Annotated in this window: 18 protein-coding genes and 1 tRNA gene; 13 read left to right on the top strand and 6 right to left on the bottom strand. The window is 71.6% G+C overall.

Annotated features, from left to right (window positions below):
* Positions 1-64 precede the first annotated feature (64 nt).
* Positions 65-748, top strand: a complete 684-nt coding sequence (locus O145_RS01740) for a TetR/AcrR family transcriptional regulator (protein WP_043558784.1) — start codon at positions 65-67, stop codon at positions 746-748.
* A 12-nt stretch (positions 749-760) separates the two neighbouring features.
* On the opposite strand, the gene O145_RS01735 is transcribed toward O145_RS01740, so the two are convergent.
* Complete coding sequence (locus O145_RS01735; protein ID WP_043558780.1) at positions 761-1,219, bottom strand: hypothetical protein; 459 nt, start codon at positions 1,217-1,219, stop codon at positions 761-763.
* A gap of 7 nt (positions 1,220-1,226) precedes the next feature.
* Positions 1,227-2,801: a TrkH family potassium uptake protein gene (locus tag O145_RS01730; protein WP_043558777.1), complete on the bottom strand. Its 1,575-nt coding sequence runs from the start codon at positions 2,799-2,801 to the stop codon at positions 1,227-1,229.
* A gap of 242 nt (positions 2,802-3,043) precedes the next feature.
* Here O145_RS01730 and O145_RS01725 point away from each other — a divergent pair, with 242 nt between their 5' ends.
* The 5 genes from O145_RS01725 to O145_RS01710 all read left to right on the top strand — a co-directional run bounded on the left by O145_RS01725 (position 3,044) and on the right by O145_RS01710 (position 7,375).
* Positions 3,044-3,286 carry a helix-turn-helix domain-containing protein gene (locus O145_RS01725; RefSeq protein ID WP_043558775.1) on the top strand — a complete coding sequence of 81 codons (243 nt, stop codon included), beginning with the start codon at positions 3,044-3,046 and terminating at the stop codon, positions 3,284-3,286.
* A gap of 181 nt (positions 3,287-3,467) precedes the next feature.
* Entirely contained in the window at positions 3,468-3,566 is a 99-nt protein-coding gene (locus tag O145_RS16840) for a 30S ribosomal protein bS22 (RefSeq protein ID WP_003792170.1), read from the top strand.
* Positions 3,567-3,673: 107 nt separating this feature from the next.
* Positions 3,674-4,951, top strand: coding sequence for a UDP-N-acetylmuramate dehydrogenase (locus O145_RS01720; RefSeq protein WP_043558772.1), 1,278 nt, complete (start codon positions 3,674-3,676; stop codon positions 4,949-4,951).
* A 205-nt stretch (positions 4,952-5,156) separates the two neighbouring features.
* Complete coding sequence (locus tag O145_RS01715; protein ID WP_052374489.1) at positions 5,157-6,527, top strand: MFS transporter; 1,371 nt, start codon at positions 5,157-5,159, stop codon at positions 6,525-6,527.
* Between the two features lie 53 nt (positions 6,528-6,580).
* Positions 6,581-7,375: a glycerophosphodiester phosphodiesterase family protein gene (locus O145_RS01710; protein ID WP_229118285.1), complete on the top strand. Its 795-nt coding sequence runs from the start codon at positions 6,581-6,583 to the stop codon at positions 7,373-7,375.
* A gap of 51 nt (positions 7,376-7,426) precedes the next feature.
* On the opposite strand, the gene O145_RS01705 is transcribed toward O145_RS01710, so the two are convergent.
* A complete protein-coding gene (locus O145_RS01705) occupies positions 7,427-8,452 on the bottom strand; it encodes an adenosine deaminase (protein ID WP_043558769.1) in 1,026 nt (341 codons plus the stop codon).
* Between the two features lie 224 nt (positions 8,453-8,676).
* Here O145_RS01705 and O145_RS01700 point away from each other — a divergent pair, with 224 nt between their 5' ends.
* Together O145_RS01700 and O145_RS01695 are read left to right on the top strand one after the other, a co-directional pair.
* Positions 8,677-9,924 carry a phosphotransferase gene (locus O145_RS01700; protein WP_043558766.1) on the top strand — a complete coding sequence of 416 codons (1,248 nt, stop codon included), beginning with the start codon at positions 8,677-8,679 and terminating at the stop codon, positions 9,922-9,924.
* A 133-nt stretch (positions 9,925-10,057) separates the two neighbouring features.
* Positions 10,058-11,527, top strand: a complete 1,470-nt coding sequence (locus O145_RS01695) for an alanine/glycine:cation symporter family protein (protein ID WP_052374487.1) — start codon at positions 10,058-10,060, stop codon at positions 11,525-11,527.
* 132 nt (positions 11,528-11,659) lie between these two features.
* On the opposite strand, the gene O145_RS01690 is transcribed toward O145_RS01695, so the two are convergent.
* Entirely contained in the window at positions 11,660-12,874 is a 1,215-nt protein-coding gene (locus tag O145_RS01690; RefSeq protein WP_043558763.1) for a pyridoxal phosphate-dependent aminotransferase, read from the bottom strand.
* A gap of 200 nt (positions 12,875-13,074) precedes the next feature.
* Here O145_RS01690 and O145_RS01685 point away from each other — a divergent pair.
* The 5 genes from O145_RS01685 to rplA all read left to right on the top strand — a co-directional run bounded on the left by O145_RS01685 (position 13,075) and on the right by rplA (position 15,870).
* Positions 13,075-13,147, top strand: a tRNA-Trp gene (locus O145_RS01685).
* Between the two features lie 92 nt (positions 13,148-13,239).
* Positions 13,240-13,524 carry a preprotein translocase subunit SecE gene (gene secE, locus O145_RS01680; protein WP_043558760.1) on the top strand — a complete coding sequence of 95 codons (285 nt, stop codon included), beginning with the start codon at positions 13,240-13,242 and terminating at the stop codon, positions 13,522-13,524.
* Positions 13,525-13,712: 188 nt separating this feature from the next.
* Positions 13,713-14,432 carry a transcription termination/antitermination protein NusG gene (gene nusG / locus O145_RS01675; RefSeq protein WP_411265936.1) on the top strand — a complete coding sequence of 240 codons (720 nt, stop codon included), beginning with the start codon at positions 13,713-13,715 and terminating at the stop codon, positions 14,430-14,432.
* Between the two features lie 223 nt (positions 14,433-14,655).
* A complete protein-coding gene (gene rplK / locus O145_RS01670; RefSeq protein ID WP_043558753.1) occupies positions 14,656-15,087 on the top strand; it encodes a 50S ribosomal protein L11 in 432 nt (143 codons plus the stop codon).
* An 84-nt stretch (positions 15,088-15,171) separates the two neighbouring features.
* Positions 15,172-15,870 (top strand): 50S ribosomal protein L1, encoded by a 699-nt coding sequence (gene rplA / locus O145_RS01665; protein ID WP_043558750.1) that lies wholly within the window; start codon positions 15,172-15,174, stop codon positions 15,868-15,870.
* Positions 15,871-16,025: 155 nt separating this feature from the next.
* Here the strand turns inward: rplA and O145_RS01660 are convergent, their stop codons facing one another.
* Positions 16,026-16,685: an OmpA family protein gene (locus O145_RS01660; RefSeq protein ID WP_229118284.1), complete on the bottom strand. Its 660-nt coding sequence runs from the start codon at positions 16,683-16,685 to the stop codon at positions 16,026-16,028.
* Between the two features lie 75 nt (positions 16,686-16,760).
* A complete protein-coding gene (locus tag O145_RS01655) occupies positions 16,761-17,087 on the bottom strand; it encodes a hypothetical protein (protein ID WP_458859316.1) in 327 nt (108 codons plus the stop codon).
* Between the last annotated feature and the right edge of the window lie 7 nt (positions 17,088-17,094).

The following is a 17,094-nucleotide window of genomic DNA, read 5'->3' as shown; positions in this document are numbered from 1 at the left end:
GTCGTTTCGTTTTGTGGAGGCGGTGTGACGTCCGGCATTCGCCGGGCCGCCGTATCCTGGTGCCATGCCCCGTGTCACGCAGTCGTACCGAGACCAGCAGACGGCAAGGATCCTGGCGGCGGCGGCGGTCTGCTTCGCCCGACAGGGCTTCGACGGCGCCTCGATGGACGAGATTGTCGCCGAGGCGGGCATGTCGTCGAGCACCGTCTACCGGTACTTCCCGGAGGGGAAGCGCTCGCTGGTGCGCGCCGTCATCGTCAGGGCCATGGACCCGGTCGTGGAGTGGATCACGGCGCTGGCCGACCTTGACGAGCTCCCGGGCCTTGAGGACGTCTTCGTGCGCGCGGTCGAGCACTCCTGGGTCTTCGGGCGGCCCTTCTCGGGCCCTGTCGAGGGGGCCGACGGCGCCGGGGCCGGCGAGGCCGACGGCGTCGGGGCGGACGAGTCCTCGTCGGAGACCGGTCAGATCAATCTCATGATCGGCGTGTGGGCGGAGCTGGCGCGGCATCCGGACCTGCGGGAGGCGTATGCGGCCAGCTACGCCCGCGTGCGCGCCGAGATCGCCCATGTGGTTCGTCGCTGGCAGTCCAGGGGCGTCATCGCGCAGGGCATCGATCCCGATGAGGCGGCCGCCGCCGTCCACAACGCCGCCGTGGGGCTGGTCATTGAGCGGACCGTCGCCGGCGAGCGCGGCCGAACCGATGCGGTGACGACGGCCCGCGCGGTCGCGCGCCTCCTGAGCGCCTGAGTCCCGCCCTCCTCACTGCTCGGGCGGGTCGGGGCGCGGCGAGCGCTGGAGGTCGGAGTCCGAGAGCCTGGCCAGCATGAAGGCGTTGTCCATCTCGCGCTCGTCGCCCAGGCCCCGGTAGGCCTGACCCACGATCTGCCAGTACTCCTTGAGGTCGTAGTCGGAGGCGTCGGCGAACTCGTACAGGGTGCCGGCGAGCTGCGCGGCGTGCAGGCACTCCTCGTACTGGTGCGCCAGCAGGTGCCTGACGGCCGCGGACACGAGGCTGCGGGCCGGCCCGTAGGTGATCAGGTCCACGCGCAGGTCCGCCTGCTCGGCCCGGCTGCGGCCCGCCATGGCGGTGGTCCTGGCGCGCATGGCCAGTCGAGCGCCGTCGTCGTACATGCCCTGCGTGATGGCGCGCACGGACAGCGAGCGCAGCCGCAGCGTCTCCGGGCTGGAGACCTCTTCCAGGATGTCGTCGTACCACATGGCGTCCTCACCCGATGAGCGGGCGCTCGGCGGGCATGCGGATGACGCGGCGGCGCTCGCGCATGGCCAGGGCCGTCGCCGCTGTCATGGTGCCCACGCGCCCGACGAACATGAGCACCACGATGAGGTACTTCGCACTGGTCGGCAGCATCGGCGTGATCCCGGTGGACAGCCCGACGGTCGCGAAGGCGCTGACCACCTCGAACAGGACGCGGTCCAGCGTCAGGTTGGTCATCTCCAGCATGAGCAGCGTCGCGGTGCCGATGATGGAGGCCCCGATGAAGGCCACGGCCACGCTCAGGCGCACCGTCGACAGCGTGATGCGCCGCCCGAAGGCCTCGATGTCCTGGTCGCCCCGGGCCTCGGCGGCGATGGCCAGCAGCAGGACCGCGAAGGTCGTCACCTTGATGCCGCCGGCCGTGGAGGCCGACCCGCCGCCGACGAACATGAGGGCGTCCTGGAGGAACCAGGTTGCCTCGCGCATGTGCTCGGGCGCGATCGTGGTCAGCCCCGACGAGCGCGCGTTGACGCCGTTGATCAGCGCTGTCAGGAGCTTGCCGCCGGTCGGCAGCGCGCCGTAGGTACGGGGGTTTGTCCACTCGAAGGCGGCGATGGCCAGCGCGGAGACGGCCGACAGGGCGGAGTAGGTGGACAGGGTCAGCTTGGTGTGCAGCGTCCACTGGCGCGGGCGGCGCAGGTGGCGCATGACGTCCAGGATCACGGGGAATCCGACGGCGCCCACGAAGGTGCCCACCGCGATCGGCAGGCCCATCCACCAGTCCGTCGCGTAGGGCGCCAGGCCCCCGGGCATGACGACGAAGCCCGCGTTGTTGAAGATGGACAGCGCCATGAAGAACGCGTACCAGCAGGCGTGCCCCAGGTCGAGCCCCAGGGACAGGAAACGGGGTAGCAGGACGAGCGCCAGCAGGCTCTCCGCGCCGATGGCGGTGTACATGACCGCCCGCAGCAGGGCGGCGACGTCGCCCAGGCGGGACTGGTTCTCACTGGCCGCGAGCATCCGCTGGGTCAGGCCCACGTGGCGGGACACGGCGAATGACAGCAGCGAGGCGAGCGTCATAATGCCCAGCCCGCCGACGGCGGCGCCCATAATGATGACCGCCTGGCCGAAGGGCGACCAGTAGGTCGCGGTGTCGACGGTCGTCAGGCCGGTGACGCACACCGCCGAGGTCGCCGTGAACAGGGAGTCGATCGTGTCGGCGCGGTGGTTGTCCGCCGTGGCCACGGGCAGGCTGAGCAGAGCCGTGACCACCGCGATAATGCCGGCGAAGACGACGACGGCCAGGCGGGCGGGCGTGAAGCGCGCGGCCCGGGCCAGGCGGGCGCGCAGGTCCCACCGCTCCAGGAGCGCCAGGAGACCGGAGGACTCGCGCCCGGTGGGGCTCTGGGGGGCGGCGGGGGAGGGGGGAGTCGCGGCCGGCAGGAGGGCGGAGCGCCGTCGGCGCCACCTGGCGAAGGCCGGCATCGGGGCGTGCCAGTGCCGGGGCGCGGAGGCGCGCGCGCCCTCCTCCCCGCGGGGGCGCGGGGAGCCGGTGCGTCCGGGGTGGCGGTGCGAGGGGGGCACAAGGCTATTCTTGTCCGCACTGCCCGACGGCGGTAAACCGCGCCACGCCCCGGCGCCCGCAGCCGGGCGTCGTCGTAACCAAAATGTGATATGCGACGCGTGTGGCTCCTGTGAGAGGAAATGACCTATGCGTCGCGAGAGGCTCAGGTTATATTGTGCACGGGGCCGCGGCTGCGCGGTCCCGCGCCGCGGAGGCAAGACCGCTGCGCCACCGACATCCGACGACGGGAAACTCACGACCCATGGCACCGGGCATCCCTTCTCCCTCCGGCGCTTCGAGCGCCCCCTCCTTCCTCACCGTGGCTGAGGTCGCCAGCATGCTGCGCGTCTCCAAGATGACGGTCTACCGCATGGTCCACTCCGGCGACCTGCCGGCCATGCAGGTCGGCCGATCCTTCCGCGTGCCCGAGCGCGCCGTCCGGCAGTACCTGTCTGCCGGGCTGGGTGACTGGGGACACGAGGAGTCGGAGTCGACGGGCTCCTGATACCCGCTAGACTCACGCCAGTCACCAGTGTGGTCGGAGCACGGGCTGTCTGCGGGCAGCCCCGCCTCCTGGCCGCTACGCTTACTCGTGCTCGCTCATGCCCGCTCGGCCCCCGGTCGGCGTCGGCGGCTGATGCCGACACGTGGTCGAGCCCCCGGATGCACCACAACTAGGAGTCCCCATGGGATCTGTCATTAAGAAGCGCCGCAAGCGCATGGCCAAGAAGAAGCACCGCAAGCTGCTCCGCAAGACCCGCCACCAGCGCCGCAACAAGAAGTGATGATCGCCCCGTCGTGATCGCAGGCTCCGCACTGCGCCACGCGGGGCGCTCTTGTGCCCGAAGGCCAGCCGGGGCCGCCACCGCCCGCCCGATCCCAGGAGTCAGTCATGAGCCAGTCCGACGCACCCAGCCCCCCCGGCCCTCATGAGCCGCTCACCGAGGACGAGATGTGCGCCATGCCCCTGTCCGTTCACGCCGATCCCGCCGACTGGCCCGCGCCCGTGGAGGCGCTCGGCCGGGTCCCGGGCGGGCGGACGCCGACGACGGCGCCCGACCTGGCCGAGCTGACGACCCTGCGCGTGGGCGGACCGGTGGGCCGCTACGTCGAGGCTGCCGGCGAGGCCGAGCTCATCGACGTCGTCAGGCGGGCCGACGCCGAGGGCATCCCCCTGCTCGTGATCGGCGGCGGGTCCAACATCCTGGCCGCCGACGCCGGCTTCGACGGCATCGTCGTACGGGACGCGCGCACCGAGGTCGAGCTTGTGTCCGACAGCGCCTGCGGCGGTGTGCAGATCACCGCCACCGCGGGCGCCACCTGGGACGACCTCGTGCGCCGGGCGGTCGCCTCCCACTGGGGCGGCTTCGCCCCGCTGTCGGGAATTCCCGGCACCGTCGGCGCCGCCCCCGTGCAGAACATCGGCGCCTACGGCACCGAGGTCGCCGAGCTCCTCGCCTCCGTGCGCGCCTGGGACCGCGCCGCGGGGCGCACGGTCCACATCCCCCTGTCCGAGCTGCGCCTGACCTACCGGGACTCCGCCCTCAAGCGGTCCCTGACCGACCCGGACGTCGGGGCGGGCCGCACCTGGGGCCCGACGGGCCGCTGGGTCGTGCTCTCGGCGACCTTCCACGTCCGCCAGGCCTCCCTGTCCGCCCCCATCGCCTACCGGCAGCTGGCCGGGGCGCTCGACGTCGACATGGGCGCCCGCGTCGATGCCCGCGAGGTGCGCGAGGCGGTCCTGGCGCTGCGACGCTCCAAGGGCATGGTGCTCGACGCCGCCGACCACGACACCTGGTCCGCCGGCTCCTTCTTCACCAACCCGATCCTCACCGCGGCCGAGGCCGAGGCCCTGCCCGAGGGCGCCCCCCGGTTCCCTGTGACCGACCGCACCCGGGTCGTCGCCGGTCTCCAGGACGCCCCCGTCGTCGACGGGCTGGTCAAGACCTCGGCCGCCTGGCTCATCGACCACGCCGGCTTCCCCAAGGGCTTCGCCGCGCCCGGGGCGCACGGGCGGGCGAGCCTGTCGACCAGGCACGTGCTCGCCCTGACCAACCGGGGCGGCGCCACCGCGGCCGATGTGGTCGCCCTACGCGATACGGTCATCGCCGGGGTCCGCGAGCGCTTCGGAATCACCCTCGTGCCCGAGCCCGTCGCCGTGGGGTGGTGAGGCCGACCGCCCACCGTGTCTCCGCGTCTCCGCGCAGCACCGCGCGACCCTCGTCACCCTCTCCGCAACCTCTCTGCACCACCGACTCGGCCGCCCCGCGCCGCAGGCTCACAAGGCCGCGATCGGGTACGACGCGAGCGCCGTCGCCAGGCCCTGGGCCTCCCTCCCCGTCCCACTACCCCGTCTCTTCCGAGGAGATATTCCGATGAGTACGCGCGTCATGTCCCTTCTCCCGGCGTTCATGCGCCGGGGCCGCTTCCTCCCCTTCCTGGTCGTCGCCCTGTCCGGGCAGGTCCTCTACAGCAGCTTCGAGTCCTTCAAGAGCTCCTTGATGATCCCCCTGCAGGAGACGCTGGGAATAACCCAGACCCAGTTCGGCCAGCTCATGACCTACCTCGGACTGGCCATGTTCCTGTACGTGCCCGCGGGCTGGGTGAACAACCGCGTCCGAGTGCGCACCATCATCCTGTGCGGCATGGTGTGGAGGCTATTCACCTATCTCATCCTGTTCGTGCTCATCCCGCCCTTCAGGGTCATGGAGGCCATCGCGATCTCCTGGGCGGTCGTCGATGCGATCATCTGGCCCGCCGTCGCCAACGGCGTGTGCATCCTGTCGGCGGACCAGGACCGCAAGGGCAAGGGCATGGCCATGGGCATGCTGGAGGCGGTCCGCCGGTTGGCCGAGTTCGGCCTGAACGGGATCGTCATCGTGGCTCTCGTCCTCTTCCCCGAGTCGGCGACAACGACCGTCATGCGCACCTTCGCCATCATCTACGCCCTGCTCCTGATGCCCATGATGCTTGCCGTGGCGCGCTACGTCCCCGACACCAGGATCGCCACCGAGGAGCACGTCTCGCACTCGGTGGCCGCACTCAAGGGCCTGCTGCACGTGCTCGCCCTTCCCCGCATCTGGCTCGCCGGTGTCGCCGCAATGGCTGTGTACTGGTGCGACATCAACCTCATGTACATATCCGCCCCGTTCCTGAAGCAGGTCTTCAACGCCTCCACCACCGTGGCGGCGGCCTTCGGCATCTTCAATGTGGGGCTGATCGCCATGGTCGCCGGACTCGTCTCGGGAGTCGTGGCCGACTACGTCTTCAGGTCGTCCACCAGGATGATGATGGTCGCGCTGGGCATTGTCACAGTGGGGTGCGCCATTATCCTCATGCTCCCGATCGGCGACGAGTCCAGCAGGCCGGCCCTCATCGTGCCGGTCGTCGGGCTGCTCATTCTGGTGGCGCTGGCCACCTTCCTCGGCAAGTCCGTCATCCTGGCGCCGATCGGTGAGCTCGAGCTGCCCGAGGAGATCGACGGCTCCGCCATGGCCGTGGGGTCCCTGCTGGCCTACGCCGCGATCCTGTGGGGCTACAACCTCAACGGCCGTATCATTGACGGCTGTGCGGGCGGCGACCCGGCTCCGGGGTACCGGATCATCTTCATGATCACCGGGACCGCTGCGGCGGTCGGCTGTGTCACCGCGGTGATCCTGGACCACGTCAACCGCCGCGCGACCGCCCTTCCGCTCGCCGCGGGCGGCGGCGAGCGGAAGGCGGGACCGATCTCGGCGCGGAGCTGAACCGATCTCGCGCCAGAAGTGAACCGACCTCGACGGAGGGAAAGGAGAGGCGCATGCCGGCTCCTCGTGATTGGGCGCCGGCGCGCCCCGGCCGCAACGTCCCGTGTATTGAGCGCGCGGTGCTCGCCCATCGCGGGCTGCCCTCGGCCGCGCCCGAGAACACCATGGCGGCCTTCCGAGCCGCCGCCGACGCCGGGGCGAGCTGGATCGAGACCGACGTCGACCTGCTCACCGACGGCACGCCCGTGCTCATCCACGACACCGCCCTGGAGCGGACCACCGACCGCGGCGGCAGCATCTACGGGCTGCGGGCCGCGGACCTGGAGCACATTGACGCCGGGCGCTGGTTCGGCCCCGACTTCGTCGGCGAGCGCCTGCCCACGCTGGAGGCCTTCCTCGACTTCGTCAACGAGCGTGGCCTCAACGCCAATATCGAGCTCAAGGCCAACGAGCAGGGGGCGGCCCGCAGCATCGAGCTGGTCGACGCCCTCGCCGCGGCCCTGGGGCGGCTCGACGCGGGCAGGCAGGTCCTCGTGTCCTCCTTCAGCCAGCCCCTGCTCATGGCCTTCCACCAGCGACACCCCCAGTACGCCACCGCCGTCCTGTACGAGTCGGCGACCATCCGCCCCGACTGGCGCTCGGTCGCCGAGCTGTGCGGAGCCGTCGCGATCCACCCCGAGGACGCCGGCCTGACCGAGGCGATGGTGCGCTCCGCCCGCGCGGCCGGCTACGGCGTCAACGTGTGGACCGTCAACCGGCCCGACCGCGCCAACCAGCTGTTCAACTGGGGGTGCACCGGCGTGTTCACCGACGTCTACCCCTTCCTCGCTGCGGGCCCGGCCCTCTGACGGCGGGGCCCGCCGGGCCCGGCCCGACTGATCGCCCGGCCCGACCGCCGCTCAGACCGGATCGGGCGCGGCCAGCCAGGCGTCGACCTCGGCGAGCCAGGCCCGCTTGGAGGACTGCGCGGCCAGTGAGGCCCGGATGCTTCCTCGGGCGAGCTCGGCCAGGGCGGCGTCGTCCAGGCCCAGCCGGCGCGCGATCTCGTACTGGTCGGTCAGGCGCGTGTGGAACAGGAGGGGGTCGTCGGCGCCGAGCGCCACCTGCGCCCCGTGCTCCAGCAGGATCGCCAGCGGGACGTCGTCGGCGGCGCGGTAGACCCCCAGGCACACGTTCGAGGCGGGGCACACCTCCAGGCTGATGCCCGCGGCGACCACGGCGTCCAGCAGCTCGGGGTCCTCGCTCGCGCGCACCCCATGGCCCAGGCGCGTCGGCCCCAGGGCGGTCACCACGTCGCGCACGTGCTCGGGCCCCAGCAGCTCGCCGCCGTGGGGCAGCGAGGCGAGTCCCGCCCGCCGGGCGATGGCGAAGGCCGGCCCCCACGAGCCGGTCCGCCCGGCGCGCTCGTCGTTGCTCAGCCCGAAGCCGACGACGGTGCCCGGCGCGTCCCCCGCGTACCGGGACGCCAGCCGGGCCAGCGTGCGCGCGTCCAGCGGGTGGCGCATGCGGGAGGCCGCCACCACCACGGCGACCTCCACCCCCGACAGGATCGTGGCCTGGCTCGCCGCGTCCAGGATGATCTCCAGCGCTGGTGTGATGCCGCCCACGAAAGGGGCGTAGGAGGTCGGGTCCACCTGGATCTCCAGGCGCCGCGAGCCCTCCGCGGCGTCGTCGAGAGCGGCCTCCATGACGATCCTGCGCATGGTCTCCTCGGCCGTGACCAGCTGGCGAGCGGTGTCGTAGGCCCGCTGGAAGCGGAACCAGCCGCGGTGGTCGGCCGGCACGTGCAGCGGGTCGCCGTCAATGAATGACGACGGCAGGCGCGTATGCGAGGTCTGGGCCAGGTCCACCAGCGTCTCCAGGCGCATCGCCCCCGTGAAGTGCAGGTGCAGGTGCGCCTTGGGCAGGAGGGACAGGTCGCGCATGGGCGGATTGTGCCATGCGTCCGGCGGGAGTCTTCCAACGGCTCCTGGTGCGGTCGTACCTCAGGCGCTGTTGCGAAAGCCGGGGCCGGAGGTCGGCGCCGGCGGCGTGCGACGGTCCGGCCGCTCCGGCCGGACGGAGACGAGCACCCGGACTCAGTCGTCCAGGCCCGAAGAGCGCACCCATGTGGGACGGTTGGTGCCGCTCGGTGAGGCACACTACTCCTATGAGCAGCACGCAGGCCGCCCGCGAGCCCGAGGAGGTCGCCCTCCTGACCGGTCCGCGAGCCGCGTCCGTCCTTTCCGGGGCGCTGGCCCCGGCAGGCCAGCAGCTGCTGAGCTGGGAGGTGCACTCGGTCCACCACCGCCCCGGCGCCGGGGTCTCGGTCGGCTACACCGCCGTCGTGGCCTCCCCGAACGGGTCGCGCAGCACTGAGTACCTGTGCGCGACGACGGCGCGGCTGTCCAACCCCCAGGCGGCGGGCCTGACCCGGGTCTCGCCGCGCGGAGGGGACGGACCGGTCGTCCACGTCTGGCGGCACCCCGCCGATCCCGAGCTGCCGGCGCTCGCGGTCGCCTGCACGCCCTCCCTGCTCTCCCGGCGCCTGGGGACGGCCATCAAGGCCACCATGGTCGCCTACCGGCCCACTCGGCGGGCCGTGGTGCGGGTGACCTACCCGGACTCCTCGACCGCCTACGCCAAGGTGCTGCGGCCCGGTCAGTCCGCCGCCTTCGCGGAGCGGCACCGTATGCTGCGCGCCGCGGGCGTGCCCGCGCCCGACGTCCTGCGCGATGACCCGGACGGCCTTGTCCTGCTGTCGACCGGGCGCGGCGTGGCCCTGTCGGGCCTGCTGTCCCGCGGCATGGACAAGGGGCGCGCCGCGCGCGTCTTCGCCTCCCTCACCGCTCTGCTGGATGCGCTGCCCGCCAGCGCCCTGCAGCTCACTCCTCACCCGGCCTGGTCCGAGCGCGCCCGCCACTACGCCCACGCGGCCTCGACGGTGCTGCCCGAGCACGCCCTGCGGGCGCGCGCCGTCGCCGACGGCGTCGAGCAGCTCATGGCGGCCTGCGACCCCGGCCCGGTGGTCCCCGTGCACGGGGACTTCTACGAGGCCAACGTGCTCATGGAGGGCGAGGGTGTGGCCAGCCTGCTCGACGTGGACTCCCTGGGACCCGGGCGCCGCGTGGACGACCTCGCCTGCCTGCTCGGGCACGTCAGCGTCCTGGACCACCTGGCCCCGGCCTCCTATCCGCACCTGCGTCCGGTGCTGGAGGTGTGGACGCGCCTGGCGGAGCAGCAGGCCGACCCGGTCTCCCTGCGGGCCCGCTGCGCGGGCGTGGTCCTCTCCCTGGTCGCCGGCGCCCGCCGGGAGGACGGCGGCCCGTGGAGGCCCGACGCCGAGGGGCGGCTCGCGCGCGCCGAGACCTGGCTCGCCCAGGCCCGGGAGATCCAGGCCAGGCGCGGCGCGCACTGAGCGCGAGACCGGGCGCCTGCGGCTCCGCGACGGCCGCCCGCGTCCACATGGCGGATGTCACATTGTCGTCATACGCCCTGTGCCTACGGTGCGACGACGTACACCCCATCCCGGAGACGGAAAGGCGCCTCCCATGTTCGACACCGCTTTTGCGACGGCCCGTCTCGGTGCCGGCCCTGCGCCCGCCGGCGCCCTCAGCGACGGCCTTGCCGCCTTCGACACCCTCCTGTGGGGCCCATGGCTCCTCATCCCCCTCCTGCTGGGCACCGGCGTGGTGCTGACGGTACGGCTGCGCGGCCTCCAGCTGCGCAAGCTCGGCCCCGCGCTGCGCTTCGCCTTCCTCCAGCGCGACGGTGGCGGTGAGGCCGCGAGCGCCGAGGGGGACATCTCCCACTACCAGGCCCTGACGACGGCGCTGGCGGCCACCGTGGGCGTGGGCAATATCGTGGGCGTGGCCACCGCCATCCACCTGGGCGGGCCCGGGGCCCTGTTCTGGATGTGGGTCACGGCGCTGTTCGGCATGGCCTCGAAGTACTCCGAGGCCTTCCTCGCGGTGCGGTTCCGCACCACCGACGCCCGCGGGCAGCAGTCCGGCGGGCCCCAGTACTACCTCGGGCGTGCCGTGCCCGGGCGCCCGGGGAGGGCGCTGTCGGTCTTCTTCGCCTGCGCGGCCATCCTGGCCTCCTTCGGCATCGGCTCGATGACGCAGTCCAACGCCGTGGCGGCCCAGCTGCGCAGCTCCTTCGGCTGGGACGGCGCCGTCGTCGGCATTGTCCTGGCGATTGCGGTGGGCGCCGTCCTCCTGGGCGGGATCGAGGCGATCGGCACGGTGACCAGCGCCTTCGTGCCCATGATGATCGTCTTCTACGTCGGCGGCTGCCTGTACATCCTGGTCGCCAACGTCTCGGGGATCCCCGCGGCGCTCGGCCTGGTGCTCGCCGGGGCCTTCACCGGGCACGGCGCGCTCGGCGGGTTCGCCGGCTCGACCCTCATAATGGCCATGCAGTACGGGGCGGCGCGCGGCATCTTCTCCAACGAGTCCGGCATGGGCTCGGCCGCCATCGCGGCCGCCGCGGCCAAGACCAGCCACCCCGCTCGCCAAGGGCTGGTCTCCATGACCCAGACCTTCATCGACACGATCATCGTAGTGACCTGCACAGGGCTGGTGATCCTGTCCACCGGGACCTGGACGGACTCGGACCCGGCCACCATGACCGGGGACGCCTTCACCCACGGCCTGCCGGGGGAGTGGGGCCACTACATCGTGTCGGTGGCCATCGTGTTCCTGGCCGCCTCGACCATCCTGGGCTGGGCCTACTACGGCGAGCGCTGCGTCGAGCGGCTTGCGGGCGTGCACGGCGTGCTGCCCTACCGGCTCATCTTCACCTGCGTCGTCTTCCTGGGCACCGTCACCGACCTGAAGGACGTGTGGACCTTCGCCGACATTGCCAACGGCCTCATGGCCATCCCCAACCTCATCGGCCTGCTGGTCCTGTCCGGGCTGATCGCCCGGGAGACCAGGGCCTACCTGGAGCAGGACCCGCACCTGCGGCGCCGCGGCGACGACTTCAGCTCCATCCCGCAGGGGGCCGACGCGGGCTGAGCCCGCTCGCGGCGGTGGGGCGCCCGCGGCACGACGGCGGGGCCGGGGCCTGCGGACCGGGCACCGGCCCCGCCGTCGTCGCATCCTGGCGCGGCCGGCGTCGCGCCGAGTGCCGCGGGCGGGCGCGGTGGCTCACTCGATCTCGGCGAGCAGCTCGGCGACGCGGCCGACGCCCTCGGTGATGGCGTCGTCGCCGGTGGCGTAGGACAGGCGCAGGAAGCCGGAGCGGCCGAAGGCCTCGCCGGGCACGACGGCGACCTCGACGTGCTCGAGGATCGCGTCGGCCAGCGTGATGGAGGAGTCGATGGTGCGGTCCCGCAGCGTGCGCCCGATGAGGCCCTCCACGCTGGGGTAGGCGTAGAAGGCGCCCCTGGGGGTGGGGACCCTCAGGCCGTCGATGGCCGAGAGCATGGAGACCATGAGGCGGCGACGGCGGTCGAAGGCCTCGCGCATGGTCTCGACGGCGGACAGGTCCCCGGACACGGCGGCCAGGGCCGCGCGCTGGGAGACGTTGGCGACGTTGCTCGTCATGTGGGACTGCAGGTTGGTGGCGGCCTTGACGACGTCGGACGGGCCGATCAGCCAGCCCACGCGCCAGCCGGTCATGGCGTAGGTCTTGGCGACGCCGTTGAGGACCACGGTCTGGTCCGCCAGCTCGGGGACGAGGGCGACGATGTGGGCGCTGACGGCATCCTCGTACAGGAGGTGCTCGTAGATCTCGTCAGTGATGACCCACACGCCGTGCTCCAGCGCCCACCGGCCGATGGCGGTCAGCTCTTCGGGTGTGTAGACCGAGCCCGTCGGGTTGGAGGGGGAGCAGACCAGGACGGCCTTGGTGCGCGGAGTGCGGGCGGCCTCGAGCTGGGCGACGGTGACCTTGTAGTCCTGGTCGGCGCCGGCGAAGACCTCGACGGGGGTGCCGCCGGACAGGCGGACGCACTCGGGGTAGGTGACCCAGTAGGGGGTGGGGAGGATGACCTCGTCGCCCGGGTCCACGAGCGCCGCGAAGGCCTCGAAGACGGCCTGCTTGCCGCCGTTGGTGACGATGACGTCGTCGGGCGAGACCTCGTAGCCGGAGTCGCGCAGGGTCTTGGCGGCGATGGCCTCGCGCAGGGCGGGCAGGCCCTTGGCGGGCGTGTACTTGTGGTTTGCGGGGTCCTTGGCGGCGGCGACGGCGGCCTCGACGATGTAGTCGGGGGTGGCGAAGTCGGGCTCTCCGGCGCCGAACCCGATGACGGGGCGGCCGGCGGCCTTCAGGGCCTTGGCCTTGGCGTCGACGGCGAGGGTGGCGGAGGGGGCGATGGCGGCTAGGCGCGCGGAGACTCGGCTCCGGGGTGTCGTGCTCATGGGCCCATGGTCCCACGACCGGGTGTCATGTGCTCGTCATATGAGATAGCAGATCGCGAGATCGGTCCTTCGAACCGATCTCGAGCCGGAGCTGGACCGATCTCGGCGAAGGGGCAGGGCGGGGACGGGCCGCGTGGCGCAGTCCACGTCCCGGGGCTTAGCGATCCAGGTGAACCTGTGACAAGATTGGTCACCGCTGAAGGGCAGTGGCGCAATTGGTAGCGCACCGGTCTCCAAAACCGGCGGTTGTGGGTTCGAGTCCCGCCTGCCCTGCTGAGAACGGCGGATCTGTCGGGAGATCCCGTCGGTTCCGTCCTCTCGCCCGCCAGGGCATGATCGAACCGTCGAACCCGAGGACTCAGAGCATGAGCGAGAGCGCGAGCGTCGCCAGGCGCAAGCAGGGCACCAAGCGAGGCCCCCTGGGTCGTATCGCCCTGTTCTTCCGTCAGGTGATCGACGAGCTGCGCAAGGTCGTGTGGCCCACCAGCAATGAGCTGTGGACCTACTTCATTGTCGTCGTCGTGTTCATCGTGGCGATCATGGCCTTCACCGGGGTCCTCGACTACGCCTTCGACCGGCTGGTGATGTGGGCCTTCTCGCGCCCCGCCTCTTCCGGAGGCGTTCAGCCCACCCAGCTCCCGACCCGCTGAAGCCGACGGTCGCCCTCAGCCACCCGCCCGAGGAAAGCAGGTACATCGTGTCCGAGCAGTCCGAGCAGATCCTTCCCGAGGAGCTCGCCCCCGTCGTCGACGGCGAGGCCATCCAGGCGGATGAGGCGCAGCCGGAGTCCCTCGACTCCCAGGCCGAGGAGGCCGCCGCGGAGCGCTCCGAGGAGGCCGTGGAGGCCGAGGTCGAGGAGGCCGCCGGCCAGGAGGGCGGGAAGGCCGAGTCGGCTCCCGAGCCCGAGGTCGACCCGGTCGAGGAGTTCCGCAGGCAGATGTCCTCGTTGCCCGGCGAGTGGTACGTCCTGCACACCTACTCCGGCTACGAGCGTCGCGTGGCCACGGACATTAAGACCCGCGCGGAGAACTTCGAGGTCGAGGACTACGTCTTCGACGCCGTCGTCCCCATGGAGACGGTCATCGAGATCAAGAACGCGGGCAAGAAGAAGGAGGTCTCCCGGGTGCGCATCCCCGGCTACGTCTTCGTGCGCATGGACCTGGACGACCCGGAGACCTCCGACAAGGTGTGGCGCACCATCAAGGACACCCCGGCCGTCACCGGCTTCGTGGGCGACCGCTACAACCCCGTGCCGCTGACCTTCGAGGAGGCCGTCTCCCAGCTCGGCCCCACCCCCGAGGAGATCGCCGCCAAGCAGAGCGCCGCCAAGGCCGCTCCCCGGGAGGGCGCGAGCTCCCAGGTCGCCGCCGACGGTCAGGTCTACGAGGTCGCCTTCGAGGCCGGCGAGTCCGTCATCGTCACCGACGGCCCCTTCGAGTCCCTCCCGGCCACCATTGCCGAGATCCACCCCGAGACCCAGAAGCTCCAGGTCCTCATCTCCCTGTTCGGTCGCGACACCCCGGCCGAGCTGTCCTTCTCCCAGGTCGCCAAGATCTGAGGCCGGCGCATCCCGGCCACCGCGCCGCCCGCCGTCGGCCCCGTGAGGACGACGGCGGGCGGCGCGTCTCACAGGCGGCGAGCCTTGTGATTCCGTGCACCGGGTGCTTGGTGGACTCCGGCTCGGGATAGGATGAGCATTCGTGTGCGCGCATGCGTCGTGCGCGCATTTCCGCTGCACGGCAGGCGTGCAGCTCTTCCGGACAAGAAAGAGATCCATTCGCATGGCTCCCAAGAAGAAGGTCTCCGGGCTCATCAAGCTCCAGATCCAGGCCGGTCAGGCCAACCCCGCCCCGCCGATCGGCCCCGCGCTGGGTCAGCACGGCGTCAACATCATGGAGTTCTGCAAGGCCTACAACGCCGCGACCGAGTCGCAGCGCGGCAACGTCATCCCGGTGGAGATCACGGTCTACGAGGACCGCTCCTTCACCTTCGTGACCAAGACCCCGCCGGCCGCCGAGCTCATCAAGAAGGCCGCCGGCGTCGCCAAGGGCTCCCCGAGCCCCCACGCCGACAAGGTCGGCTCGCTCACGGCCGCCCAGGTGCGCGAGATCGCCGAGTCCAAGATGGCCGACCTCAACGCCAACGACGTCGAGGCCGCCTCCAAGATCATCGCCGGCACCGCCCGCTCCATGGGCATCACCGTCGAGGCCTGATGCCGGCCGGCACCTGGCACACCCAATCAGACCCTGTGGAAGGGCCGGCGCGGCCCGTTCACCACGACTGCTAAGGAGAAGCAGATGACCAAGCGCAGCAAGGCCTACCGAGCCGCCGCTGAGAAGATTCAGTCCGGAGTCCTCTACACCCCGGCCGAGGCCGTCAAGCTCGCCAAGGCCACGTCCATCACGAAGTTCGACTCCACCGTGGACGTCGTCCTACGCCTGGGCGTGGACCCCCGCAAGGCGGACCAGATGGTGCGCGGCACCGTGTCCCTGCCGCACGGTACCGGTAAGACCGCCCGCGTCGTCGTCTTCGCCCAGGGAGAGCGGGCCGAGCAGGCCATCGCCGCGGGCGCCGACGAGGTCGGCAGCGACGACCTCATCGCCAAGGTCGCGGCCGGCTACACCGACTTCGACGCCGCCGTCGCCACCCCGGACCTCATGGGCAAGGTCGGCCGCCTGGGCCGCGTCCTCGGTCCCCGCGGCCTCATGCCCAACCCCAAGACCGGCACCGTGACCATGGACGTGGCCAAGGCCGTCACCGACATCAAGGGCGGCCGGATCGAGTTCCGCGTCGACCGCGCCGCGAACCTCAACTTCCTGATCGGCAAGGCCTCCTTCACCGAGGAGCAGCTGACCGAGAACCTCCAGGCCGTCCTGGACGAGGTCCAGCGCCTGAAGCCGTCGACCTCCAAGGGCCGCTACATCCTCAAGGCGACCATGGCCACCACCATGGGCCCCGGCATCCCGATGGATGTCACCAAGGCCCGAGGGGCCTGAGCGCCGCAGCCTCCTTCGCCGAGATCGGTTCACTCCCGCGCCGAGATCAGTAGGCTCACCGATCTCGAGCCTACCGATCTCGGCGAAGGAGGAGGGGGGAACCTCCCGCGGGGCTGGTCCGGGCCCTCACCCGGCCCCCGCCCGACGCCGTCGCGCTACTGGTCCCAGGTGAGCTCTACGCGGCGATCGGCGGCTCTGCCCGCCTCGTTGACGCTGCCGTTGTCGTTGCTCTCGCCGGCCACCGGCTGGGTCTCCCCCTTCCCCGAGGCCTCCACCTTGAGTGAGGGCTCCTTGGAGGTCAGGTAGTCCGCCACGGCCCGGGCCCGCTGCTCGGACAGCGTCTGGTTGTGGGCGTCGTCGGCCACCGAGTCGGCGTGGCCGACCACCGCCATGGAGGCCGGCGGCGTCCCGCCCCAGCCCGACACGATGCCGTCGAGGACCTCGGTGGCGCGCGGCGTCAGCGTCGCCGAGTCCGTCTCGAAGGTGACGGCGCTGTTGAGAGTGGCCCTCGTCTTGCCCTTGCCGGACTCGGTGGTGACCGCCCCGTCGGAGGCCCCCGTGCGCAGCACGAGCTGGAGCGAGGGGGACGCGGTCTTCACGACGGGCTTGATGTCGGCGTCCACCGGCTCCGGAGGGATCGCCCTGGTCGCCGCGGGCGACATCGACCTGGTCAGCGTCGGCGCTGGCGCTGTCGGGGAGTCGCTCTCCCCGGCCGCTGAGCCCGCGGCGGGGGCCAGCAGGCCCGCCGCCAGGGCCGTCGCGCCGGCTGTACGGAGCGGCGGGAGAAGGCTCTGGTGCGTGGTGCGGGCGCTCATCGCGTCACCGGCACGTTCTCGAACGCGCCCGCCAGCGGAATGGCGACGGTCACGGTGTCAACATCGGTGTCAACATCATCCGGCACGGCCGCGAAGGAAGTCTGCAGAACCGTCGTGGCCGTCGGGGCGATATGGACGCCCTCCGTATTGGAGCACAGGCAGCCGCCGGCGGTGTCGTAGGCGGCCGGCGATCACCGGCAGCTCGGAGCTCACCTCCACCGGATCCTTGGAGCCCGCGGCGGCCTGCGTCGAGGCCAGAGCGTCCTTCACCTCCGGGGATGTCGTGGCGTGCGCGGCGCCGGAGTCCCCGTTGCCGCCGCGCCCGGGGAGCTGGCACCCGGCCAGGCCTGCCGCCAGGCCGACCGCGCTCACCGCGGCCAGGGCTCGTCCCGGAATCCTCATAAAGACC

The sequence above is a fragment of the Actinomyces israelii DSM 43320 genome (assembly GCF_000711965.1).
Taxonomy (GTDB): Bacteria; Actinomycetota; Actinomycetes; order Actinomycetales; family Actinomycetaceae; genus Actinomyces; species Actinomyces israelii.
The sequence above is the reverse complement of the archived record's forward strand: the minus strand, read 5'-3'. Positions and strand labels throughout refer to the sequence as shown.